The following is a 24,547-nucleotide window of genomic DNA, read 5'->3' on the forward strand; positions in this document are numbered from 1 at the left end:
TACTCTTTTTACCAGTCATTATCGTTTTAATTGAATCTAAGAGGCCACTTTTTTAGTGATAAACTTTTACGATTCAAAAAAAATTGTAGATTTGCGTATACACTAATGTAAAAAAGCTAAAATATAAAATGAGAATCGTTGTTCAATTAGTTCTTTGGGTTGTTATCATTTTTTTAGGGTACCTTGTATTTAATTCTGTAATGGGCCCTGTACGATTTAATAAAGTAAAAAAAGCTAGATACGCTAAAGCAATCGAAAGCCTTAAAGATATCAGACAGGCACAATTGGCTCACCGTACCGTTACAGGTTCTTTTGAAAAAGATCCTCAAAAATTAATCGCCTTTCTTGATACCGCAAAATTTACGCTAACCCAGAGAAGAGATTCAAGTTTTATGTCTTACAATAAGATCTTAAAAATTGACGAACCAAAGGATACAGTGGTTATCGACACCCTTGGATACGCTTCGGTAAAAGATTCCTTATTTAAAGGTACAGACCGCTACAAGAATATGATGGAGATCCCAGTTAAAGGCGTAGACAAGAAATTTGAAATGAATGCTGGGTTTATTTTAAAGAATGATTTACGTATCGCGGTTTTTGAAGCTAGAGTTTCTAAAGACGTATTACTATTCGATCAGGATAAAGATCTCCTAGCTCAAGAGAAAGAAGTAGTTTCTGTAGATGGAGTAAACGGAGAATATTTATCTGTAGGCTCTATGACAGAAGTAAATACATCAGGTAACTGGCCAAAATCTTATGGTTCTAACGACCAATAATACAGCACCAAAAATCTTACATAAATTGTCCATTCAGGTAAGCCTGAGTGGACTTTCTTTTTGTACCCAAAATAAAGATGGTGAAATAGTTGCCTATCACCACGACAACTTTGGTATCCAATTATCACCAGACCAATTACTGGAAAAGGTGGAGAAGGAATTAGATCAAAATCCAGATTTAGCTTTTGATTTTGAAGCTGTAGAAGTAATACACCAAAATGAATTGTATACTTTAGTTCCAAGCCCACTATTTGATGAAACCCAAGCCAAGGATTATTTGCAATACAGCATAAAACTGCTCGAAACTGACTTTGTCGCTGTAGATACTTTAGAGCAAATGGAGGTCAATTGCGTGTATGTACCTTATACGAATATCAATAACTTCTTTTTTGAACGCTTTGGATCTTTTACCTACCACCATGCACAATCTGTGTTTTTAAAGCATATCGGGTCGTATCACAAAAATACAGTTGAGAAAACCATTTATGCCAATCTACACGAAAAGAGTGTTGATCTCGTGGCAATGGAGCGAAATAAATTACTCTTGGCGAATAGCTTTACTTGTGAAACCACAGAAGATTTTATTTACTATCTACTGTTTACAGCAGAACAATTGCAGTTTAATCCAGAAGAATTTACGCTAACACTGCTTGGGAATATAGAAAAAGATGATCCCTATTATGCCATTGCCTATACGTATATCCGTAACGTAAGCTTAGGCGGGTTACTCCCTGCACCCACTATACTTGCGCCAGCATCTGACTTTGTGCAACATAAATACTTTACCTTACTCAGTTAAAACTAAACCATGCGTATTATATCCGGAAAACATAAAGGAAAAAGAATACAAGCGCCTAATAAGCTACCCGTTAGACCTACTACAGATATGGCGAAAGAAGCGCTTTTCAATATCCTGAATAATCAATATTACTTTAGTGAGGTAACCGTATTAGATCTATTTTGTGGTATTGGTAGTATCAGTTTGGAGTTTGCCTCAAGAGGCACAACAACTATCACTGCAGTAGATGCACATTATGGATGTGTGGGCTTTGTTAAAAATACAGCTAAAGAACTAGAGGCACCGATTGAAACTATAAAAAGTGATGTCTACAGCTATTTAGAAAAAGCAGCGGGTAAGTATGATATCATTTTTGCCGACCCCCCTTATGACTTTAGTGAAGCAGAATTTTTAAGAATTGCAACCTTGGTTTTTGAACATAAACTTTTAAGTGACGATGGTGTATTAATTATTGAACACGCTAAGCACACTTCACTCGAAGCTGGGATCAACTATGCACATTCCCGTAAATACGGAAGCTCTGTGTTCAGTTTTTTCAATCATAACACGGTTAATGAAACCGAAGAATAACAGTGGTATGGTTAGCGAACGCTATAAAAACACCATTCATTTTGTCATCACCGAGGTCTTGATCGAAAACTCATCGATAGACTTTAAATTACTCAAAGATTGTATTTTGTCTGAGGTATCATCTACGATATCTTCATAGAAAGCTAGCGTTTTAGCATCAAAACCTGGGGTATGTTCTGCTGTGATTTTAAAGATATCCATTTGATACAAAAAACTATTTAAGATATGATGGCTTGAGCAAAGCATTGCTTTGTAAATATTGCGTTTTGCTTTTTCAAGCTGTGATTCCCTGCTGTTTCTGTAATAATCAATACTAACAAAAAGTACAACGATCCCAAGTAAAACAATCAATTCTAAGATCGATTTTTCGAGACTTGCAAAAAAATTGAGTACGTAAGTAAAAATGTTGATTTCTAGAAAATTGTTGATTAGGTAGATCGATATAGCCAGTACCGATCCCACAATAGTAAGCCTATACCTATTCATGGAAGGTGGAGTTTTGAGTGAGGTAATTAGTGACGATGTGTGAAAATCTTCTCATTACGATTGTGCAACTATTTGGTTAAAAAATTGCCATTACGTTAAGGTTCAGGATAAATATACATAAAATTATCTTAAAATTAAGATTTACTAGTAATTTAATAAGAATAAACTATAAAATACCCCTATCGTTATTATTGTTTTACCGCATTATCGGTTTATCCATCTGCTACAAATGCTAAACAAAAAACCACGACACACCGATACCCCTATCCTTGTTGCCGTGGCTTTATTAACATACATAAGTCTAGCGATGTTATTTTGGCATTAGTGCTATACTTATACTCTTATGTGTCTGGAAAGGTTATAATGTTACTCTATAAATTGATATTTTTTAAAATTTGAAGCGTACTATCCTGAAGCATCATAACAAAAAATCAGGTCGCGGTCCATTACCCCAAATATTCCACGACCTATACGATTTTTTGTAACACACAAACTTAAACTTTAGCAGCATTAGCGCCACTATCCACTTATATGTGTCAGTAACCCCAAAATTGTTACTATGGTTCTTAAAACTTTAACAATAAGTATTCCAAAAATGGATTACGGTAAAGAAAATAAATAAAAAATAAGCGATCTTAAGCTACTTCATGACCCAGAGAGGCCTCGTATATTTTAAACCAGTCTTGATCCGTCAGTGTCGTACGGCTTACTTCAGTGGTATCCTTTATTCTATTCATTTTTGTGGAACCAACCACAGGGATGATATTTGATGGATGTTTTAGGATCCAGGCTAATAGGATTTGATCCATACCTAAACTATAGGTATTAGCTAATTCGTTTAGCACTTTTTTGATGCGTTGAATTCGCTCCGAAGGTTTACTATTAAAAAATTGCCCACCGGCAAGTGTAGAATATGCCATTGGTGCTATACCCTTTTGCATACATTGATCTAAAGTGCCATCAATAAATGGATCTAGTTGTACCGGAGATACTTCTATTTGGTTAGTGCAGAGCATAACATAGGAGTCTAAAAGTTCAAATTGAGAAGTTGTAAAGTTAGAAACACCAAAGTGTATCACCTTACCACTATCCTTTAACGCAGTAAATGCTTCGGCAATTTCTTCGGGCCGCATTAATGGTGATGGCCGATGTAGTAATAAAAGATCAATATAGTCTGTCTGCAAATTAGTTAATGACCGATCTACGGACTTCAAAATATGATCTTTACTCGTATTATATGACTTTAATTGATGTGCCGGTCTATTTGGAGTAACCAATTGTATGCCACATTTGGTGATGAGCTGCATTGCGGTTCGCTGTGATGATCTGTTCTTAATCGCTTTACCAAATAACGCTTCGGTTGTATAATGTCCATAGATATCAGCGTGATCGAAAGTAGTAACTCCAATTTCCAAACAATTATCGATTAGCTGGGCCGTTTTATTTACCGATAGTTGAGCACCCCATTCACCCCAGTTCATACAACCCGCAACAATACCTGATACCTTTAGTCCATTGTTAGAAAGCTTTTGTGGAGTCATCTTTATCTATCTATTTAACGTATTATAGCCTTATAAATCACACGTTGTATTTCCGACCGTATATCGTTGCTAATTAATTTGCGATTGGCTGCATCCGGATAGGTTCTATTACTTAAAAACACATAGATCAACTGCTCTTCAGGATCTGCCCAAGTGAATGTACCCGTAAATCCACTGTGACCAAAACTCGTCATCGATATGCAACCACAAGTTGGGCCTACATCACCTAATTGAGGTTTGTCAAAACCTATTCCTCTTCGCACATCATCATCACAATAGTAGCAGGTATTGAACTCATCCAAAGTATTACCACTCAAGTACTTTTTACCTCCGTAGTATCCCTTATTTAGATACATCTGCATAATTTTGGCGACATCATTGGCATTGGCAAAAAGCCCTGCATGGCCTCCTATACCACCAAACATGGCTGCACCTTGATCGTGCACATATCCATGTACTACTTGCTTGCGAAATATTTGATCATCCTCTGTAGGCACAATTCGATCCTTATCAAACTTTTTTAAGGGCAGAAATCCCATATTACTTGCCCCTAATGGATTATAAAAGTGTTGTTGTGTAAGATTGTCTAAATTATTTTCGTAATGCTTTTCAATATAAGCTTTCAATAAATAATACGGTAAATCACTATAGCGATAACTCAAACGGTCTCGTAGCTCGCTCTCCTTAATCTGTAACATTAAAGAGTCTCTCATATCCGATCTCAAATACAATTGATCCGTGACTTCAATATTAAACTCTTCTGATTTCTTTTTGCGATAATATTTCGGGCTTGGAGCAGTGGTTACCGAATCTAACGTATGTAAATAGAAAGGTATCCATGCCTTAAGCCTTGCGTAGTGAGACAACATATCCTTAATATTGATATTTTCCTTATTAGAGCCTTTAAAATCAGGTAGCATATCCCCTATTTTACTGTCTAAGGACACCAAACCTTGATCTCTCAACTCCATCAACAACGGAAGGGTGGCTAAAATTTTAGTCAACGATGCTAAGTCATAGATATCTGTTAATTTTACTTTTCGCTGTTTTTTATAGGTATGATAACCATAATTTTTATGATAAATCACCTTTCCTTTTCGAGCAATTAAAAGTTGCACGCCAGGTGTCATGTCCTCTGCTAAAGCTACATTGACAATGGAATCGACCTGTTGTAACTTATAAGAGTTGATACCGACCTGCTCTGGTAATCCGTAGGATAGTCTTTTTAGGGATCGTGTTTCATACCCTGATCCTACTGGATACTCTTCTCCCAAACTAACCGGTAATTCTCCTTTTGCTTCAATAGCTCCAAATAATAATTGAGCCGCTTTTTGCTGAGCAACTTCACTATTTTGATACGCCATTAGTATCCCTTCAAAATTAGTTGTCGATTTTAGATCGAGCATTGCATAGGGCCTACTAAATACCGAAAGTATTGTTGGGTTTAAGCGCGCTATTTCATACAACCATACTAATTCTTTATCCTTAAATTCATAAGCTGCCCAAGGGCTTTTATTGGATTTATGATACCCTATGATTACATAATTGTATTGTTTTAATTGCTCTAAGATGTCGCTCAGTTTATCTCCTTTAATCCAATCTACCTGTGCATACAAGTTTAACTGATCAAAAAATGGTTGTCCATCATCATCGCCAAGGCTTACATAGGCTATTTTCTTTAGGTCCAGATTTTTTACCGGAAGAATTGCTCGATCATTTTTAATTAGGGTCAAAGAATGCTCCACAAGCTCTTCGTGCAACACGTCATCCTGTATACTATTCAAGTCCTGATGTAAATATGCTAAATCCACCGGTTTATACTGATGCAGGCCCACTTTATATTTTGCATATAAAATCTTTTTAACGGAATGACTTAAACGTTGCTCAGTGATCTTACCCGATTCGTACGCCTCCATAATTTTTTGTGCAGCTAAGGGCACATTTTCTGAAATGAGTAATACGTCATTACCCGCTAAAAAAGCCGCTAAATCAATATCCCCGGGTTCTTTAAAATTAGAAGCTCCCTTCATATTAAGAGCATCAGTAAAAATTAACCCATTAAAGTTCAAGCTATCCTTAAGAATAGTTGTCACTATATTTTTTGAAATCGATGAAGGATACCCAGATCTAGACTCTAAACTTGGGATATTAAGGTGTGCTACCATAACACTAGACAAACCTTCTTTGATCAACTTCTTATACGGATAGAGCTCTACACTATCTATTCTGGCAGCCTCAAAGTCCACAGTAGGTAAGGTTTTATGAGAATCGCTATCGGTATCCCCGTGACCAGGAAAGTGTTTTGCGTTAGCCAATACGCCTTCGGATTGCAACCCTTTCATAAAAGCCAATGCTTTTTGGGTTACATTTTCTTTGTCCTCACCAAAGGATCGATTTCCTATAATCGGGTTTTTAGGGTTGGTATTGATATCCACCACCGGAGCAAAATTGAAATGTACTCCTAGTCGTTTACAGTGCTTAGCGATTTGCTTACCAGTTCTTTCGATCAGCCAATTATCTTTTATCGCTCCCAATGTCATATTCCAAGGGAAAGCATAGGTGGAGTCTAAACGCATTGCTAACCCCCACTCTGCATCCATACCCACCAAAAGTGGAACTTTCGCTAATTCTTGAAATTCATTATTGATTTTAGCCTGGCGATAAGGCCCTCCTTTAGAAAATATAATACCTCCAATATGGTTTTCTTTGATCTGTTTCTTGATTTTGTTAAGTTCAGCGGTGCTCCAAGACGAATAGGCATCAACCATAAATAGCTGACCTACCTTCTCTGCCAAGGACATCTGATTATAGATGCTATCGACCCACTTTTTCTGCGCATTAAAATTTTTGACCACCAACGGATTAGCCTCTTGACAGAACGCGCTTACAGAAACAACTAAAAAAAGGATTAAGGTTAACTTCCTAGGACTATACTTCACAAAAGATTACTTTAAAAATCGACTGTGCCAACTTTCTTTAGCAGGCACCTCCCAGCTAGATTTATACTCTGCCAGATTAGTTACTAAATTATTAAAAACAATGGTATTGGGGGAAACCGAACGGTTTTTTGCCATTTTTTTGAATTCAACAAGGGGTTTATATGCTACAAACTCACCTTGCTTAAAAGAAACATTCATTTTATCCATCAAATCTACGTTGTATTCTTTCTCTAATTGCTGAATAAAATGTACTGAGGCATCTATTGAACAACCAGTTGCCTGATTGAGTTGTTGATCCAAAGCTAAAATTATAAACCGCTTATAACGAATATCATACCCCGATCTTAGTGCAGCCCCGTGTGCTGTCCATTGGGTGATAAATGCATCTAATTTTGTCTTAATTTCTGCTATCTCGTCTTCAGTAAAAGACCTATTTGCCTGATAAATCCAAACTCTGGCATTATCCGGCAAAGTATTAAACGCTACTAACATGACAATTTTTTTGCTAATGTAAAAAACAATAGTACGTATGATGAAAAAAAAGAGTTAATATGAAGCGCATACCAACTCTTTTTTTATAAACTCCAGTTCTACCGGTTTATAGATCTTTGGCATTGGCTATTAGTTCTGCCACATCTAACACCTCTATACTGTCTTCTTTTTCCTTATTCTTAACGCCATCTGTCATCATAGTGTTGCAAAAAGGACAACCTGCTGCAATAATATCTGGCTTAGTTTCTAGGGCTTGTTCGGTTCTTTCGATATTGACATCTTTATTACCAGGTTCTGGTTCTTTGAACATTTGTGCTCCTCCTGCTCCACAACAAAGTCCCTTCTTTTTGCAGTTTTTCATCTCTACCAATTCTGCTTCAAGCTTTCGCAACAAATCTCTTGGGGCTTCATATACATTATTGGCACGGCCTAAATAGCAAGGATCGTGAAAGGTAATTCTTTTGCCTTTGAACTTGCCGCCTTCTACTTTTAAGCGGCCTTCCTCTAATAACGACTTAAGGAATTGCGTGTGATGCATTACCTGGTAGTCACCACCTAAGGATGGGTATTCATTTTTGATTGTATTGAAGCAATGTGGACAAGCTGTTACCACTTTCTTTACCTCATACGCATTCATCACCTCAATATTAGTTACTGCCTGCATCTGAAATAAAAACTCATTCCCTGCGCGCTTTGCAGGATCTCCTGTACAACTTTCTTCAGTACCTAAAACAGCAAAGTCAACATTAGCGTTATGCAACAGTTTTACGAAAGCTTTAGTTATTTTTTTGGCTCTATCATCGAAACTACCTGCACATCCAACCCAAAATAAAACTTCAGGTTGTTTACCTTCAGCCATATATTCTGCCATAGTAGGCACTTTTATTGCTTCACTCATATTATAAGACTATTGTATTATTAAATCTAGTTTTCTAAAAATTTTAATCGTGTTTACCATCATCAAACACTTCTATCGTTACTACACGCTCCACTAGGTCTGTAAACTTACCGGAGTATCGGGTAGCTTTCACTAAGTGATTATCAATCCAATGATAATTCCCTCCCCTAGGCTTGCCCATTAAAATACTATGATACTTAAACCCATGCTTTTGTAACCAGTTTTCGGTTACTTCTCGGTGATCTTCAGTGCGTGACGTAAAAAAACAAATGATATGTCCTTCTTCGTACCAATTATTGATAGTATTTAAAGCATCAGGAAAAGGCTCACAGGTTTCCATTCGCTCTGGCTCTTCATTAGGAACGTCTTCAGTAATCGTTCCATCAATATCAATCAGATAATTTTTAATTCCTTCGGGTAAAACAGGACTAATATGCTCTCCTGCTTCAACCTTATCGTGTAATAATTTTTCTACTTCTTCCTTCTTCATAGTATTCAAGTTCTAAATTTCTTTTTGGTTTAAAGGTTAATAAAAGTGATGTAGATTGCTATTCTTTGCTCCAGTTCAATCGATCCATTTGGTTAAATGGCCAAGGAGCACCATTGTTTTCTACATTAGACATCATATTATTTAAATCTGATGGCGCTGCACTTTGTTCCATTACTAAATAGCGTCTCATATCCATAATAATAGAAAGTGGATTAATACTTACCGGACAAGCTTCTACACAAGCATTACAACTGGTACAGGCCCATAATTCTTCTGCTGTGATATAATCATTAAGCAACTGCTTGCCATCATCAACAAAGCTACCGTTCTTGTCTATATTTTTACCCACTTCTTCCATACGGTCCCGGGTATCCATCATGATCTTACGTGGGGATAATTTCTTTCCGGTTTGGTTTGCCGGACATTCACTAGTACAACGTCCGCATTCTGTACAAGTATATGCATTTAACAATTGTACCCAATTAAGATCTGCTACATCAGATGCACCAAATTTTTCTGGTTCAGCCTCTTCTTCTCCCTCTGGAGCTGCAGCAAATGGGTCAGCACTTGGATCCATCATTAACTTTACCTCATTAGTAACGGCCTCTAAATTATCAAACTGTCCTTGTGGTTTAAGATTGGCATAATAGGTATTAGGAAATGCCAATAATATATGTAAATGCTTAGAGAAATACAGGTAGTTTAGAAAAATTAAAATCCCTAAGATATGTAACCACCAAGCTGCTCTTTCGATCATAAACACGGTTCCTTGTGACATTCCATCAAAAATTGGTGTAATGAACTGGCTCACCGGATAGGCACCTGCTTTTATATAATGGTCCGCTCCTAGTTCTTGTAACTGCAAATCTGCTGCATTCATCGTAAGGAATAATCCCATTAATACGACCTCAAAATATAGAATAATATTACCATCATTTTTTGGCCATCCTTTTAAGGATTTAAATCGAGCTATATTTAAAATATTTCTTCGAGCCCAAAATACGATAACACTTACTAATACTAATAGCGCTAATATTTCAAACGAACCAATTAAGAAGTCATAGAATCCTCCTAAAAATGCAAAAATCCTGTGTGTTCCAAAAATACCGTCGATGATGATCTCTAACACTTCGATGTTGATGATGATAAAACCTACATAAACTATGACGTGTAAAAATCCAGCAATTGGTCTTTTTACCATCTTGGATTGTCCTAATGCAATCCTGGCCATATGCTTAAATCGCTCTGATTTATTATCAGATCTATCCACATCTTTACCCAGACGTATGTTTCTGATTAATTTTCTTACGTTTTTAGTAAAATATCCAATCCCTAATACAAGGGCTATAACAAATAGTATATTTGGTATGTATTGCATGAGTATAGTTAGTTAATTGTATCTTCTTCTTTAGGTGGCTGATATTCTTTATTCTTTTTTCCAAACACTGAAAAATGAACATATCGTTTAGGATTCAACCTCATATCCTGTAATAGCAGCTCTAGTTCTTTACTTGTTTGAGATAAATTATCATAAAGTTTCTCGTCTTTTAAGAGTTTACCGGCGGTTCCCTTACCGGATTCTAGATTAGTTGAGATTTGTTTAAAGCTTTTTAGAACCTCTCCAAGGTCTTCACTAATTTTATTGATATTTACTTTAGCTAAAGTATCTCCAAACTGGTTTAGTTTGCCTGATACTTCATTAAAATTTGTAAATGTTTTATTCAGGTTGGTTTCGTTATTTGCTAATATTCTATTTAGTTTATTGGAGATGCCTTTAAAATCGTTTACAGCAACACTCAAGTCCTCGAAAATCTTATTCACATTTTTTCGGTTATTGGTTGATCCTAACGTCTTAAAGATGGTATCCGCATCAGTAATAGCAGCTTCAAGCTTCTCTTGTAATGGGGTAAGACGATCATTTACCAATTCCAGAAGCCCTTCTTCTACTTTACCGGGTAAGGTATCCTGATCCTTAGCTTCCTGACCTTCTTCATAGACTGGAATAATAGCAAGGGATTTACCTCCTATCAAACCACCTCCATAAACTTGAGCTAAGCTATTCTTTGAAAACTTAAATTCTTTATCCACATTAAAGGTAACCAGTAGGTTTCCTTTATTATCCGCAAAGTCGATTGAAATCACCTGCCCAACAGTTAATCCATTAATCGTAACTGGAGAAGAAGGAATTAAACCTTCAACATTTTCATAAATAGCGTAGAATGTGCGGTCATCTTCTAAAAGATTTTTCCCCTTTAAGAAAGAATATCCAAAAATAAATAATACTATAGCTGCTACAGCTAGCAACCCTGTTTTAACCTCTCGCGTAAATTTCAAAACATTTTCTATTTTGATGACAAATTTAGAATAAAAATTAGATTATGACCGTACTATCAACAATGAATTAACAGTAAATTCCTTATTTATTGGAATCAGTTTGATTTTTTAAAGCTTCTGACAAAGGTATATTTTCGCTATTCTTAAAAGCTACGATAAAACTAGAGGTAAACCCTTTAGATATTGCAAAATCCTTAAGTTCCTGTATCATAGTATAGTTAGAGGTAGATCCATAGAAATACTTGTAAAAATCCCCTGACTGCATTTTTGAAATTTTATCCAGTCCATTAAAATTGAACGGTTCAAGAGGTATGTCCGTTGACCCTGCTGCAATTTGAACCTTAAAAACTACTCCCTTATACACCGCATCTCCTTCTATATCCACACTAGGTGGTTTGGGCTCGGGTGTTTTAGGCACATAATAAATAGCATCCAAACTTTCTTTGTAATCGATAACGGATGTAGCAATTGACTTGGCCATTTCTAACTGACCGGTGGTTGAATTTAGATATTTACCTTCATCCTTATTGGTTAAAAATCCGAGCTCAATTAACACACTAGGCATATACGTTTGATGAAGTACTACAAACCCAGCTTGTTTTACACCTCTATTTTTCTTCTTTAGATTCTTTTTAAATCTATTTTGCACAAAGCTTGCTAAAGTTAAACTTTGATCCAAATACTCCTCTTGCATCAAAGTCAGACCAATGATTGACTCCGGAGAATTAGGGTCAAAGCCTTCATAATTTTCTTGGTAATTATCCTCTAACAATATTACCGAGTTTTCATTTTTAGCCACACTAAAATTTTCATCATTAGCGTGTAATCCAAGTACAAAGGTTTCTGTTCCAAAAGCCTGGGAGCGATGGGAATTACAATGTATGGAAACAAATAGATCCGCTTTAGCTTTATTTGCAATACTGCCCCGCTCGTGCAATTCAATAAACTTATCCGTTTTTCGAGTGTAAACCACTTTAAAACGTTTATCCTGTTCTAAAATCTTACCTACTTCCAAAACAACTTTGAGGGCAATATCTTTCTCTTTATAGCCATTTCCTCTATTCCCTGGATCATGACCTCCGTGCCCGGCATCTAAGACTACAACGTACTTGGTATCATCTTGAGCAACCGTTGTATGTTCCACCAACAAGACTAGAATCCCTACTAAACAACATCGTATTATCCAATTTTTTTTCATCAAACTAGCAAAATTTATTACAAATCTGAAACATCCTTTATCCTTTACCGTATTTAATGTAATAAAAATAAGGTTCTATGGTTATGTATTCTGAATTGCGTTTTATTGTATTCTTAATAGTGACGTAAAATGTTGTTTTTTATTTAAACTGCATTTTTTTACTAATTACAATCACTACATTAAAAATATATGTAATTTTGGCACTTCAAAAACTAAGCCATAGTTTTACAAAAATAGGATTTAAACCATTGCAAACAACGGTACGTAATATACTTTATTCACTAAGTTTTTCACTATTTTTTGTGGTACAAATAGTGGGTCAGGAAACTAATAAAACAGCTGATGTTCAAATCCCTGTGGTCCAAGATACTACAGAGAAAGCTACTCCAAGAACAGCAGACAGTTTAACTATTAATGCAGAACGCGTACTATCCGAAAAAAGTCAAGATACCACCAAAAAAGATACAATACCTGCGGAAACCTCATACCTAACTGACAATGTAGTTTACAGTGCTACGGACTATATGCGATTAAGCAGAAGAGAAAATAAAATGTATCTCCATGACAATGCACAAATCATTTATGGAGATATACAACTCAATGCAGGTTTAATCATATTAGACAACAATAAAAATGAAGTATATGCTTATGGTATAAAAGATTCGGTTGGCGCCTATTCCCAAGCTCCTGTTTTTAAACAAGGGGCTAATATTGTAGAACCAGACTCCATACGTTTTAACTTTGATACCGAAAAAGCATTAATCTATAATTCAAGAACGGAGCAAAGTGGTTTTAGGATAAAAAACGAGGTGTCCAAACGGGTCAATGACTCTGTAATTTATATGCAGAATGTAAAATTTACCACCTCCGAAAATGTGGATGATCCGGAATATTATTTCTATGCGCGTAGAATTAAGTTTGTTCCTAAGAAGAAAATCGTAACCGGATTGGTAAATATGTACATCGCTGATGTACCGACACCTTTAGGGTTACCCTTTGGTTATTTCCCATTTACAGAAGACAGAACCTCAGGTTTTATCATACCAAGTTATGGAGATGAACGGCAACGAGGATATTTTCTTCAGAATGGTGGTTATTATTTTGCCATTAGTGATTACGTAGATCTAACGCTACTTGGAGATTATTATACTAATGGTAGTTATACTTTATCCATGGAATCCGCTTATGCCCTACGCTATAGATATAGAGGAAATTTGCGTTTCAGGTTTGAAAATAACTTGAATAGTGAACGGGGGTTTCCTGATTTTTCCAGGACCACTACTTATAATATTCAATGGAATCACAGCCAGGATGCTAAAGCTAATCCAACCAGTAGGTTTTCTGCTTCCGTAAACTTTGGTAGTAGTAATTTCTTTAGACAATCTACAAACCAGTTGAACACCCCCAATTTCTTAAATAACCAAATCAATTCTTCTATTTCCTATTCTAAGACCTTTCCAGGAGATCCACAAGTAAATGTAAATTTAGCAGCAACACACAACTCTAACACCAATACAGGTACTGTAAATCTATCCCTACCTAATATGAATGCTAGTGTATCCAGGATTTTTCCATTTGCTCCAAAAACGGGAACCAAAAAAGGATTAATCCATAATATCAATACGCAATATAATGTTAGGGCTGAAAACAGAATCCAAACCACGGATGATGATTTATTTACAGGTAGAATGTTTGAAGATGCACAAATGGGAATTCAACACAGCATACCCATAAGTACCAACTTTAAGATTTTTAAATATATCAGCGCCTCTATGGGCACTAATTTTCAAGAAAATTGGGTGTTTGAAACGGTAGAACAAAGTTATGATGAAAACCTCAATAACGGTGCTGGAGGGGTCCAAAGAGATACTATCACCGGTTTTGATGCTTTTAGAACTTACAACTTTTCTACTAGTTTAGGAACCACCATTTATGGAACCTTCAATTTTGATAAGGATAAAAAAATTCAAGCCATTCGGCATACGATTCGACCTTCGATCAGTTACAGTATCAACCCTGCATTTGATCAATATTATGACACCTATATCAGACCTATTGACGATGACCCCTTAACACCAGAAATTGAAACTGAAGAGGAGGTAGAATACTCTCGTTTTCAAGGTGGTTTTTTTGGAGCTCCGAGTAATACGTTTTCGAGCAGTATTGGCTTTTCGATAAGTAATAACCTCGAAGCAAAGGTGAAAAGTAAAGATACTACAGCGACAGAGGCAGAGAAAATCATATTATTAAACAACTTAACCTTCTCCACCGCTTATAATTTAGCTGGGGATTCACTTAAGTTAAGCCCTATTTCTGTTCGAGGTAATCTCCCTATAATAAAAAATAAGTTAGATATTAACTTTGGGGCTGAGCTAGATCCTTATGCATTGGACAATAACAATAGAAAGATAGATGTTTGGAATATCAACAATGGAGGTAGCCTATTTAGACTTACCAGAGCCAGTGCCAATTTTGGATATTCTTTTTCTAGCAAAGATTTTGAACGAGACCGAAAAGAAACAGATCCACTAGACAATCAAGTATTAGCAAATGGAGGGCGCACAGACGATCTCTTCGGAGATACAAATTTTAACGATAATCAATCCTATGTAGAAGATCAGGATACCGAAGTAGGTGATTTTAAAAATTACAATTACAAAATACCCTGGTCTCTTCGCTTGGCGTATACCGTAAATTATAGCAACAATGCCAGGCAAAATGAAATATCATCGCATTCCATTATGTTTACTGGAGATGTAGAACTAGCACCGAGATGGAAGGTTGGTGTTTCGTCTGGTTATGATCTAAAAGATCCTGGTTTCACCTTTACCTCACTTCGATTCCAAAGGGATTTGGAAAGTTGGCGAATGAGTTTTAATTGGATTCCTTTTGGGCCTAGACAATCCTGGAATTTCTTTATTGGAATCAAAGCATCGAGTCTACGAGATATCAAATACGAAAAAAGAAGACAACCTGATCGTAATTTATAGTTCGTATCTTGAACTATTGTAATAGTTACTCATTTTCTTAAAACACACATATGAAAACAATAATTACAACCACCAAAGCTCCTGCACCTATCGGACCATATAGCCAAGCTATATTATCAGGAAACACTCTATATACCTCTGGTCAAATTGCATTAGACCCTGATTCAGGAAAGCTTATTATGGATTCTATTGCAATGGAAACCGATCAAGTAATGAAAAACCTTAAAGCCATCCTGGACGAAGTAGGAATGACCTTCGAAAATGTAATCAAATCGACAATATTTTTGTCTGATATGAACAATTTTGAAGCCGTAAATAAAGTATACGGTAGTTACCTGAATGAGGATACTGCTCCTGCCAGAGAAACGGTTGCGGTAAAAACGTTACCTAAATCCGTTAACGTTGAAATCTCTATGATTGCAGTAAAATAAAAAGTTAATCCATAAGCTATGGAAATAAAAAAACTCCCTCTACACTTCGTAAAGGGAGTTTTTTATACTACAATACGTTATCGTTGAATTAGTATGTTTCTAGTAGCTTTGGTACCATTACTTTCAATCGTCATGATATAACTACCCGTTGATAAAGTATTGACTTCAAAACTTAGATTATACATTCCTTTTACTAATTGTTCATCTTGTAAAATGCTAACCAGCCTACCATTGGTATCATATAACGCGATTCGAACTCGTGTATCTGTATTCGCTATATAATGAATATTTCCTTTATCACTAACAGGAATAGGATAAACTCCTAATATTAGTAGATCTTCTACAGTAGCTAATGGAGTATTCACACTTGCTAAATCCTCCGTTCTTCTGGATTGTGTGGCTACCGCAGCTGATCTTGCTTTGTATAATCTACAATTATCAGCATTTACATACCAGCCTCTTGATCTTCGTTCCTGATCATAAGGTCTATCAATCACCTCTGTATCATACCAATCTGCTTGTACCCTATTTTCTCTTACGTCTAAAATATAATATCCATGGTTATCTAAATCCACATCTTTCATATGCCAATTTAACAAACGAACATAAAATTCAGAGATACCAGAAATGGCTCCACCAAGAAAATCTAAATTGGTCGAAGTTACACTTGGTACAACAAACTCACAAGCCTCACAAGTTCCGTTATACCTCACCTCTCCTGCAAAAGTACTATGGATATCACCAGTTAGTACCACTACATTATCTATGTCATTATTTTTAATAAAGGATAACAAACGATTTCTTTCGGTATCATATCCATCCCAGGCATCATTTGTAGGTACGCCGTTCCAAGGCATCATCATTACCTGGTTAGCAATAATCTTCCACTTCGATTCTGAAGCCTGAAGTGTAGCTGTCAACCAGTTAAATTGGTCTTGACCTAAGATTGATTTATATACCGCTTTGTTAGCATCTGCTAAAGTTTCGTTATTGTATTTATTACCCTTTGATAATAAATATTGTAATCGTTCGGTTTCTTTTTGATTATCTAAGGACTTTTTAGTGATTACCAATTCACTAAATCGGTTGATCAATTCTTCAAATTCTTTTGTAGTTATTGAATTTTCTTGTTTACTATTATCATTTATATTTATTACAAACGGTAGTACGGTTCGTAACACCTCTTTTAGTTCATCAGGATTATTTAAATTTTTGCCAGCTATGGTTTTATTCACCAAATCCTTAAACACTTTATTTTTAGCTGCTTTACTAATTAAATCTTTAGAGCTATCTACCTGGGTGTCTCTGCCCTCAATTCTGGTGTCCAGCATTATCAAATCTACGAGGTTACCGTAAGAAATTTTTCTGTATAGCCTATACTCCTCAATTGAGTTGGCACGGATCGGCATCCATTCAAAATATGCCTTATAAGCATTATTTTTTCTTGTTTGCCAATCTCCTTCTGTAGCTGGTTGATGATTTTCTGCTCCAAATTGATTAGCATCATTAGCAAACTCATGATCATCCCAAATGGTAATAAAGGGATGTTGCCGATGTACATTGCGCAACATAGGATCTAATTTATAATAAGAATGGCGGACTCGATAATCATCCAATGTAATTGTTTCATTATTAGGTACGTGTCCTCTATCAGTAAGAGAGTTGTCACCATACCCGCCCGTTTCATATTCGTAAATGTAATCTCCTAAGTGTATTACTGCATCTATATCAGATCGTTTAGTGATTTGGTTATAAGCATTAAAGTATCCTCCTTGATAATTGGAGCAAGAAACAATTGCAAATCTTAGATTATCCACCATCGCTGTTTTTGCAGGAGCAGTTCTTGTTCTACCGATTATAGAGTTCTTTCCTTCTGCCTCGAATTGATAATAATAGGTCGTAAAGGGTTGAAGCCCGGTTACATCCACTTTAACGGTGTAGTCTTTGGATTGATTCGTAGTGAATTGTCCTTGAGATACAACCGAGTTCATATCAGGTGTCGTTGAAACTTTCCAGAAACCCTGAACGCTGAGGCTATTGGTTGTGACCCTAGTCCAAATAATTACGGCATCCTGCAAAGGATCGCCTGAGGCAACTCCGTGATAAAATGGAGCTAGACTACTATCATAATAGTTTGATAAAGCTTCAGAATTATTTCTTTGGATCTTAATCAGCTCTGTATTTATCTCCTGAGCCTGTACTGAATTGGTACTCATAAAAAGACACCATACTGCTAGCACAGTAAAAAAGTAGTATTTATTCATAATGTGAAAGTGTTAGTTTTTCACAAAATTAATTGGAGGACTTCATTTGACCCCACTACTTTTTGAGTCTTAATAGAATGATAATTTGATTAACATTTAGCTTTCTATTAGGTATTAAAAACTTAATACCCAGTAAACATTACTTTATAAAATAAATGTAGACTAAGGTGCAATGTTAGATTTTAAAATATTGAATTTCAATTAATTAAATATAATTCTAATTATTTGGCACAGGAATTGGTATTACTTAGGTAAACAAATAGAGTATTAATTTTTAAAGACTACGATTATGAAAACTTTTTACTTAAAATTTAGATTGGACCTAAAAACAGTAATGACCTTTTTAAAAGATTTACCTGCATCTTGTGCCTATGCCATTCATAGATAGAAGCATATGGATCAGATCAGAATAGGAATACCATTACGAAAATGGTTTGAAGAACACTAAAAAAGCGAGAACAGCATAATGTATCTCGCTTTTTATTTATAATCCGTTTAATAACAATTGTGCCGAAGCTGGATTTGTAGCGAGTGGGATATTATGTACATCACATAATCGCATAAGCATAAAGATATCTGGCTCGTGCGGATGCTTTGCCAAAGGATCTCGAAAAAAGATAACCAGATTCACTTTTTTCTCTGCCACTAGCGCCGCTATTTGCGCATCACCTCCAATAGGGCCTGATAATAAAGCCTCTACTTCAAAACCTGCCTCTTTAGCTTTTTGCCCTGTGGTTCCGGTAGCAATTAGATTACACTTCTTAGACTGTAAAATATCTTTGTGCTGATGTAAAAACTGAACCATTTCAGCCTTTTTACCATCGTGTGCTATTATGGCAATTGTCATTTAATTTAAAATATATAGTTAGGTAGATAAGATATCAGATATTCTAAGTAATTCTTTGTTAATACCGTGTCCTTCCTTCAGTCCTTCTTCAAAACTGGTATAGGCCACGTTATTATTGATTAAGCCTACCATGATATTCTTGTGACCATCTAACAGCAATTCAACAGCATTAACACATAATCGGCTGGCTAAAGTTCTGTCAAAACAAGTAGGGCTTCCACCACGCTGCATATGTCCCAGCACGGTTACTCTAACATCGTAATCAGGAAGGTTTTCGGTTACGTAGTCTGCAAGCTCATAGACATTTTTTCCTATTTTATCGCCCTCGCTCACCACTACGATACTTGATGACTTTCCGGATCTCTTGCTTCGTCTTAGTGATTCTAACAACCGGTCGAGACCGAGGTCTTCCTCGGGAATTAAAATTTCTTCTGCACCAGCTCCAACGCCACTATTTAAAGCAATAAAACCAGCATCTCTACCCATCACCTCAACAAAAAATAGTCTGTCATGTGAACTCGCTGTATCTCGTATCTTATCTATAGCATCAATCACTGTATTTAGCGCTGTATCATAACCAATGGTAAAATTAGTACCTGCTATATCGTTGTCAATGGTTCCTGGTACGCCGATCACAGGAATACCAAATTCTTCATAAAAAACTTTACCTCCTTTAAAAGTACCATCACCACCAATCAAGATCATCGCATCTACCCCAATTTCTTTAATATGATTGGCTGCTTTTTCTCTTCCTTCTTTCGTTCTAAACTCCTTTGATCTTGCTGACTTTAATATGGTTCCCCCTCGACTGATAATATTTCTAACACTACGTGCATCTAGATCGATATAATCTCCTTCAATCATACCTTGAAATCCACGATAAAACCCAATACATCGTACATTATAATACGCACAAGCCCTAGCGACAGCTCGTATTGCAGCATTCATACCAGGAGCATCACCACCTGAGGTCATGACTCCGATACATTTTATTTCTCTAGCCATTAGCTATTTCTTTTTTGGTTTTTGGTTATTATGGTGTTTAATTAGTTGAATCATCAGTAAAGTTAATAAAATCCGGAGTTTCTCTCTGGATCGTATCTTTAACTTTACTTATCGTATCTGACTCTTTTACTTTAGCACTAAAAATCTTTCTCCATAATTCATTGAAATTATCAAAATCAACGGAGTAGGACAATCCAATACCTTGCGTATACCCTTGAGATTCTCCTCCAATGAACTGTATATCATTTTCGCGATTAAATACTTTACCTCTTAGAGTACCATCTTCATTAAATAAATATTCAATTTCTACATTACCCACGATAGGCGATTGGTTAACTCCACCTATGGGCACTCCAACTTTACCATTAATCAATACTCTTTTATTGATCTGGGTAGAGACAGTTACACCAAACTGATCTGATCTTTGCTGGTCTTGAAAACGATCTCCCTGTACATAATCCAATCCTATTTTTACTTTATCATCAGGGTCAGAGAAAATACCGCTAACTAAACTACTTGCGCGTTCAACCAAGTTTCCAGTAATTACATTTTGACCAAGATTGGCACTATTATAAAATTGACCTTGGGTAACCAAAGAAAGTGCCTGTATTTCTCTTGAGGATTGATTATCTAGTCGATACTCCAACTCACTTTTCACAACCGAAGAAACGTTTGGGAAGTCTATACTAAAATCCAAATCAGGTTGAATCAAATCTCCATTTAAATGAATCAATACTTCTATTGGAATATCTCTATTAATTGTTGAGTTTTCTAATAGTACGGCTGGGTTGGCTTGGGTTCTATATATGGCACTTAAATCAAGAACTGCACGTGTTGGGCTACCATCCCAAACTATAGTACCCCCATCTTTTACCCTAAATAACTTCTCTACAATACCAGCATACTTAAAATTGTAGGTTCCTTCATACACCACAAAGTCACCCCACATATTAAACTTTCCGTTGGTATTAATCTCTATTAAAAGTGTTCCTGCACCACGACCTTTCAAAGAGCTTCCCGATGCTTTATCAACCACAATTTCAACTTCAGCATTATTGTTAACATCCAAGTCAAAATTCAAGGCTAAACCTTTAACATCATTTAGTTGAATATCTTGTCCTCTTAACCTTGCTCTTTTCTCATCAGGGCTTAGGAAATGGATGTATGAGTTATCACCAAGAGATTCAGAGTCATTTAAAGGAATTTTAAATACTGTTCCGCTTTCTGTCTCTGCAATTACATCAATGACCAATTCATCGGTGGGCCCATTAATCTCTGCTTGTCCACTGATAAAGGCAGTACCGTAATATAAAGAATCTTCTTCCCCTTCAGTATTTAACACCAGCAACCGGTCTGGTGCTAATAATTTAAGTCCCATATTCCAATCCGAAAACTGGAAATGTTCAATAAATCCACCCAATATACCTTGGGTTTCAAATGACGTATCTGTAATAGCTATATTATCAAAAATAAATCTTTGATCTTTTAAATTAACGACAGCGTTGTCTTCAAAATCTAGGTCTACGTTTAAATAAGGAATATTCAATCCTGCATTACTAAGTGTTAATTTGCCGTCAATTGACGGGTTACTATATTTGCCTGATACCTTAGCATTACCAGAAGCTAATCCTCTTATGTTAGTAATCACCTCTTCTCCTAATGGACTGAATCCGGACATATCAAATCGATTAAATGACACATCCATGGCAATGGTTTCATTGGGTTCCTCTACATTTATTGAGCCTATAGCCGTAAAGCGGTTTTCGTTATTTGGACCTGTAAGTTTAGTATTGATTTTAAACTCGGTTAAATCTTCATCACCGGAGATATTTAAATCTAAAATACCCAAGGTAGATTGGTTGACCGCTAAATCCGTAATCTTAATCGTTGAAGAAGGAAAATAAACACCTGCCTCCTGCAAAATCGCAAACTCACCATTTACCCTACCATTAAGTTTTAAACTATCAATTTCAGGTGTAATCTTTAGTAAGTCAACGTTTTCGAAAACCCCTTTAATATTTTTATAATCCTTCCCTTTAACCTGGCCATTAATATTGATCTCTTCATCTTGATGACTCAAAACGAAGGATTTAATATTTAAATCCTGAAAACCATTTTCAAAGATGATCTTATTGGTTGATTTATTCCGTTGCTCATTGATGTTCCACTTGTAATCCTTAAACGTAAAGTCAGATTTTCTAAATCCAAAAACAGAGTTGTTATCTTCATTGATGGTGTGATAAAACTGAAGATTATAATTATCTCTATTATTGAGGCCTCCTTTAAACTCTGATCTCATAAACAACGTATCTTTTAAGGTTACGTTAATGAGACTAAATTCTGATGCATTATAAACTCCTGTACCTATAGTGTCTACTGCGATATAGGTGTTAAATAGTGGATTTTTGTTATCAACCTGTACATCGATATTACCTAAATAGTTACCAAACAATTTAATTTCAGGAGATTTAAAAGTGAGTTTAAACTCGGCATCATCACTCTCTACTCTTCCTTTGATAATCGTATTCGCTCCAAATTCAATTTCGGGATAAAAAACTTCTACAATTTTATTATAAATTTTGAAATTGAACTCCATAAACTCATTATCGGTTACCTCTTCGGGTTCAAAATTGGTATATAGACTACCTACGGAGTTTCGAAATAAATCATAAACGTTTTCAAATCTAAATTTACCAGATACGCTTCCTTCCACTATATCTGGACTATTCACAGTAATTGTTCGGACCTGATTTTCGTCAAAACTTGAAACTACAGTAAAATCTTCAAAATAATAACTAGCTAATTCATTTTTATACAATGCTTTTTCAAAAGAAATGGTACCATATGCATCATTTAGGCCAGTACCCTTCATATCCATAATTACATCACCATTTAAGATAGAAATACTATCTCTTGTAAAAAAGTTTAAACGCTTTAGGTCAATTAAATCAATATTTGCTGTAAAGTCATAATTGTTTATTTCCTCAGACAGATCCGCAATACCAGTAAACGCAAATTTTACATTAGGGTCATCTGCTCTTAAATCTCCGTCAAAAACATTTTCCTTAAGGTTTCCTCTTACCTTGAAACTCTGATATGCATAGTTATTAAACTCAAATTTATTGACATCTCCCTCTACTCGAGTATCCAAACTTTCTAAGGTAAACCCACTACCATCTACGTGAATATTAAAAGCTGTCTGACCGACTAACTTTTTATCTATTAATCTTCCTAAATTAAAACCTTCAGAAATAATATTACCATTATAAGTGGACTTAGTCATATCATCCAACTCACCAAATAATACAAAAACATTTACCTTACCTAACTGGGAATATATATCTACATCAAGATCTACTTCGTTATTCGTTACAATCGCATTGCCAACAAGCTTAGTGCTTCCTAATCTGTACAATTCTTTAGGCAAGGAAGAACCTAACAGATTGGGCAATAAATTAACCAAGTCATAATAATTTGTAGAGAGGTTGGTAAAGTTTCCGGTGAGCTTAAAGTCTTCAGGGTCTCCAACTGCATTTCTGATTCTAAAATCTCCTTTGATTATAGAACGGTCCATACCTCTGATATCACTGTCGATAATTGTAAAATCATTTAGGGTACCCTTAGCCTGCGTATTATCTAATTGTAAATCGTAGCCTGAACCAAATTCGCTATAGAATAATTTGAGATCCGTTGTAGAGATTATAGCGTCATCAAAATTGGCGACGATATCCACTTTATTTTCAAAATCTTCGAGACCTCCAGGCTCAAACGCAAAATTAATATCTCCTATAATATCCGAATTCGGAGTAATCAAAGTAAGATTATCAAAATCCATACTTGTAGGAGTCAATTTAAAATTGGTTTCCAAATTTGATAAATGTAGCCCCCAACCACTGTCAAAAGCCAATTCTTTGGTAGTGATATAAAAATCTTCTCCATCCACGACCATATCAGTCGCATCAATTTCAATATTATAAAAATCGACAGATTTTGGTGTTTCTAAGTTTTCATTTTCAAAACTAAACTTACCATTCTCTACCGTGACATTATCGGTGGTCAGCACAAACTTTTCTCCTGAAGGAGGTGCATTATTTTTATTAAATTTTCGGGTAAATGTCATTAGGTTGTCACTGGATTCCTCTTTATAAATCTTCATTCTAAAGGTCAAATCCTGTATAGCAACCGAACCCAATGAGGGCTTACCCTTTATTAAATCGCGTATCCCCAGTATAGAAGTCTTTATGCCTCCTGCATAAATAAGGGTGTCCTGATGATGGTCTTTAATGTAAATTTCTTTGAGGTCCACATCTCCCAAATAGCTTAACCCTACTCGTCCAACACTGATGTCCACATCATAATCATTGTTTAATCTCGTAGTAAGCTTTTTTGCTATTGAAGTTTGAACTGCTGGTAAAGAAAAAACAATTAACGCAATGACAAATAGCGTTAAGAGAACAAGAAATGTTCTTAACAATATTTTCCCTAGT

18 protein-coding genes are annotated in these 24,547 nt (G+C 35.7%); 5 read left to right on the forward strand and 13 right to left on the reverse strand.

Going from position 1 to position 24,547, the window contains the following annotated elements; translation table 11 throughout:
- The first annotated feature begins 128 nt into the window (after positions 1 to 128).
- From EV197_RS15765 to EV197_RS15775, 3 genes are read left to right on the forward strand one after another with little or no spacing between them, the layout of a single operon-like run.
- Positions 129 to 776, forward strand: a complete 648-nt coding sequence (locus EV197_RS15765) for a hypothetical protein (RefSeq protein ID WP_130287766.1) — start codon at positions 129 to 131, stop codon at positions 774 to 776.
- Complete coding sequence (locus EV197_RS15770) at positions 757 to 1,575, forward strand: DUF3822 family protein (protein WP_130287767.1); 819 nt, start codon at positions 757 to 759, stop codon at positions 1,573 to 1,575. The genes EV197_RS15765 and EV197_RS15770 overlap by 20 nt, the downstream gene beginning before the upstream one ends.
- A gap of 9 nt (positions 1,576 to 1,584) precedes the next feature.
- Positions 1,585 to 2,145 (forward strand): RsmD family RNA methyltransferase, encoded by a 561-nt coding sequence (locus EV197_RS15775; protein ID WP_130287768.1) that lies wholly within the window; start codon positions 1,585 to 1,587, stop codon positions 2,143 to 2,145.
- A 36-nt stretch (positions 2,146 to 2,181) separates the two neighbouring features.
- Here EV197_RS15775 and EV197_RS15780 read toward each other — a convergent pair whose 3' ends face one another.
- From EV197_RS15780 to EV197_RS15820, 9 genes are all read right to left on the reverse strand, one after another.
- Positions 2,182 to 2,631 carry a hypothetical protein gene (locus EV197_RS15780; protein ID WP_130287769.1) on the reverse strand — a complete coding sequence of 150 codons (450 nt, stop codon included), beginning with the start codon at positions 2,629 to 2,631 and terminating at the stop codon, positions 2,182 to 2,184.
- A gap of 635 nt (positions 2,632 to 3,266) precedes the next feature.
- On the reverse strand, positions 3,267 to 4,172 hold the full coding sequence (locus EV197_RS15785; protein ID WP_130287770.1) for an aldo/keto reductase: 906 nt from the start codon (positions 4,170 to 4,172) through the stop codon (positions 3,267 to 3,269).
- 14 nt (positions 4,173 to 4,186) lie between these two features.
- Positions 4,187 to 7,111, reverse strand: coding sequence for a serine hydrolase domain-containing protein (locus EV197_RS15790; RefSeq protein WP_130287771.1), 2,925 nt, complete (start codon positions 7,109 to 7,111; stop codon positions 4,187 to 4,189).
- A 6-nt stretch (positions 7,112 to 7,117) separates the two neighbouring features.
- Entirely contained in the window at positions 7,118 to 7,603 is a 486-nt protein-coding gene (locus tag EV197_RS15795; RefSeq protein WP_130287772.1) for an ABC transporter ATPase, read from the reverse strand.
- A 106-nt stretch (positions 7,604 to 7,709) separates the two neighbouring features.
- The gene (locus EV197_RS15800) at positions 7,710 to 8,501 is read right to left on the reverse strand and encodes a (Fe-S)-binding protein (RefSeq protein ID WP_130287773.1); all 792 of its coding nucleotides are present in this window, start codon (positions 8,499 to 8,501) and stop codon (positions 7,710 to 7,712) included.
- Between the two features lie 43 nt (positions 8,502 to 8,544).
- Complete coding sequence (locus EV197_RS15805) at positions 8,545 to 8,991, reverse strand: LNS2 domain-containing protein (protein WP_130287774.1); 447 nt, start codon at positions 8,989 to 8,991, stop codon at positions 8,545 to 8,547.
- Between the two features lie 58 nt (positions 8,992 to 9,049).
- Entirely contained in the window at positions 9,050 to 10,369 is a 1,320-nt protein-coding gene (locus EV197_RS15810; protein ID WP_130287775.1) for a 4Fe-4S dicluster domain-containing protein, read from the reverse strand.
- An 8-nt stretch (positions 10,370 to 10,377) separates the two neighbouring features.
- Complete coding sequence (locus EV197_RS15815) at positions 10,378 to 11,325, reverse strand: MlaD family protein (RefSeq protein WP_130287776.1); 948 nt, start codon at positions 11,323 to 11,325, stop codon at positions 10,378 to 10,380.
- Between the two features lie 82 nt (positions 11,326 to 11,407).
- On the reverse strand, positions 11,408 to 12,523 hold the full coding sequence (locus tag EV197_RS15820; RefSeq protein WP_130287777.1) for an N-acetylmuramoyl-L-alanine amidase family protein: 1,116 nt from the start codon (positions 12,521 to 12,523) through the stop codon (positions 11,408 to 11,410).
- 197 nt (positions 12,524 to 12,720) lie between these two features.
- Here EV197_RS15820 and EV197_RS15825 point away from each other — a divergent pair, with 197 nt between their 5' ends.
- Both EV197_RS15825 and EV197_RS15830 read left to right on the forward strand, forming a co-directional pair.
- Positions 12,721 to 15,513 (forward strand): putative LPS assembly protein LptD, encoded by a 2,793-nt coding sequence (locus EV197_RS15825; protein WP_130287778.1) that lies wholly within the window; start codon positions 12,721 to 12,723, stop codon positions 15,511 to 15,513.
- A gap of 50 nt (positions 15,514 to 15,563) precedes the next feature.
- Entirely contained in the window at positions 15,564 to 15,944 is a 381-nt protein-coding gene (locus EV197_RS15830; protein WP_130287779.1) for a Rid family detoxifying hydrolase, read from the forward strand.
- Between the two features lie 77 nt (positions 15,945 to 16,021).
- Here EV197_RS15830 and EV197_RS15835 read toward each other — a convergent pair whose 3' ends face one another.
- The 4 genes from EV197_RS15835 to EV197_RS15850 form a co-directional block, all read right to left on the reverse strand.
- Positions 16,022 to 18,208, reverse strand: a complete 2,187-nt coding sequence (locus tag EV197_RS15835) for a T9SS type A sorting domain-containing protein (protein ID WP_130287780.1) — start codon at positions 18,206 to 18,208, stop codon at positions 16,022 to 16,024.
- 484 nt (positions 18,209 to 18,692) lie between these two features.
- Positions 18,693 to 19,055, reverse strand: a complete 363-nt coding sequence (locus EV197_RS15840; protein ID WP_130287781.1) for a methylglyoxal synthase — start codon at positions 19,053 to 19,055, stop codon at positions 18,693 to 18,695.
- Positions 19,056 to 19,073: 18 nt separating this feature from the next.
- Entirely contained in the window at positions 19,074 to 20,060 is a 987-nt protein-coding gene (gene pfkA, locus EV197_RS15845) for a 6-phosphofructokinase (RefSeq protein WP_130287782.1), read from the reverse strand.
- Between the two features lie 37 nt (positions 20,061 to 20,097).
- Positions 20,098 to 24,534, reverse strand: coding sequence for a translocation/assembly module TamB domain-containing protein (locus EV197_RS15850; protein WP_242610755.1), 4,437 nt, complete (start codon positions 24,532 to 24,534; stop codon positions 20,098 to 20,100).
- Between the last annotated feature and the right edge of the window lie 13 nt (positions 24,535 to 24,547).

Source organism: Aquimarina brevivitae (genome assembly GCF_004216895.1).
Taxonomy (GTDB): Bacteria; Bacteroidota; Bacteroidia; order Flavobacteriales; family Flavobacteriaceae; genus Aquimarina; species Aquimarina brevivitae.

Coding starts and splice junctions, on each gene's coding strand:
- EV197_RS15795 (WP_130287772.1), bottom strand. CDS start 7,603: ATGTTAGTAGCGTTTAATACTTTGCCGGATAATGCCAGAGTTTGGATT.
- pfkA (WP_130287782.1), bottom strand. CDS start 20,060: ATGGCTAGAGAAATAAAATGTATCGGAGTCATGACCTCAGGTGGTGAT.
- EV197_RS15775 (WP_130287768.1), top strand. CDS start 1,585: ATGCGTATTATATCCGGAAAACATAAAGGAAAAAGAATACAAGCGCCT.
- EV197_RS15785 (WP_130287770.1), bottom strand. CDS start 4,172: ATGACTCCACAAAAGCTTTCTAACAATGGACTAAAGGTATCAGGTATT.
- EV197_RS15770 (WP_130287767.1), top strand. CDS start 757: ATGGTTCTAACGACCAATAATACAGCACCAAAAATCTTACATAAATTG.
- EV197_RS15840 (WP_130287781.1), bottom strand. CDS start 19,055: ATGACAATTGCCATAATAGCACACGATGGTAAAAAGGCTGAAATGGTT.
- EV197_RS15835 (WP_130287780.1), bottom strand. CDS start 18,208: ATGAATAAATACTACTTTTTTACTGTGCTAGCAGTATGGTGTCTTTTT.
- EV197_RS15820 (WP_130287777.1), bottom strand. CDS start 12,523: ATGAAAAAAAATTGGATAATACGATGTTGTTTAGTAGGGATTCTAGTC.
- EV197_RS15800 (WP_130287773.1), bottom strand. CDS start 8,501: ATGAGTGAAGCAATAAAAGTGCCTACTATGGCAGAATATATGGCTGAA.
- EV197_RS15830 (WP_130287779.1), top strand. CDS start 15,564: ATGAAAACAATAATTACAACCACCAAAGCTCCTGCACCTATCGGACCA.
- EV197_RS15765 (WP_130287766.1), top strand. CDS start 129: ATGAGAATCGTTGTTCAATTAGTTCTTTGGGTTGTTATCATTTTTTTA.
- EV197_RS15810 (WP_130287775.1), bottom strand. CDS start 10,369: ATGCAATACATACCAAATATACTATTTGTTATAGCCCTTGTATTAGGG.
- EV197_RS15780 (WP_130287769.1), bottom strand. CDS start 2,631: ATGAATAGGTATAGGCTTACTATTGTGGGATCGGTACTGGCTATATCG.
- EV197_RS15805 (WP_130287774.1), bottom strand. CDS start 8,991: ATGAAGAAGGAAGAAGTAGAAAAATTATTACACGATAAGGTTGAAGCA.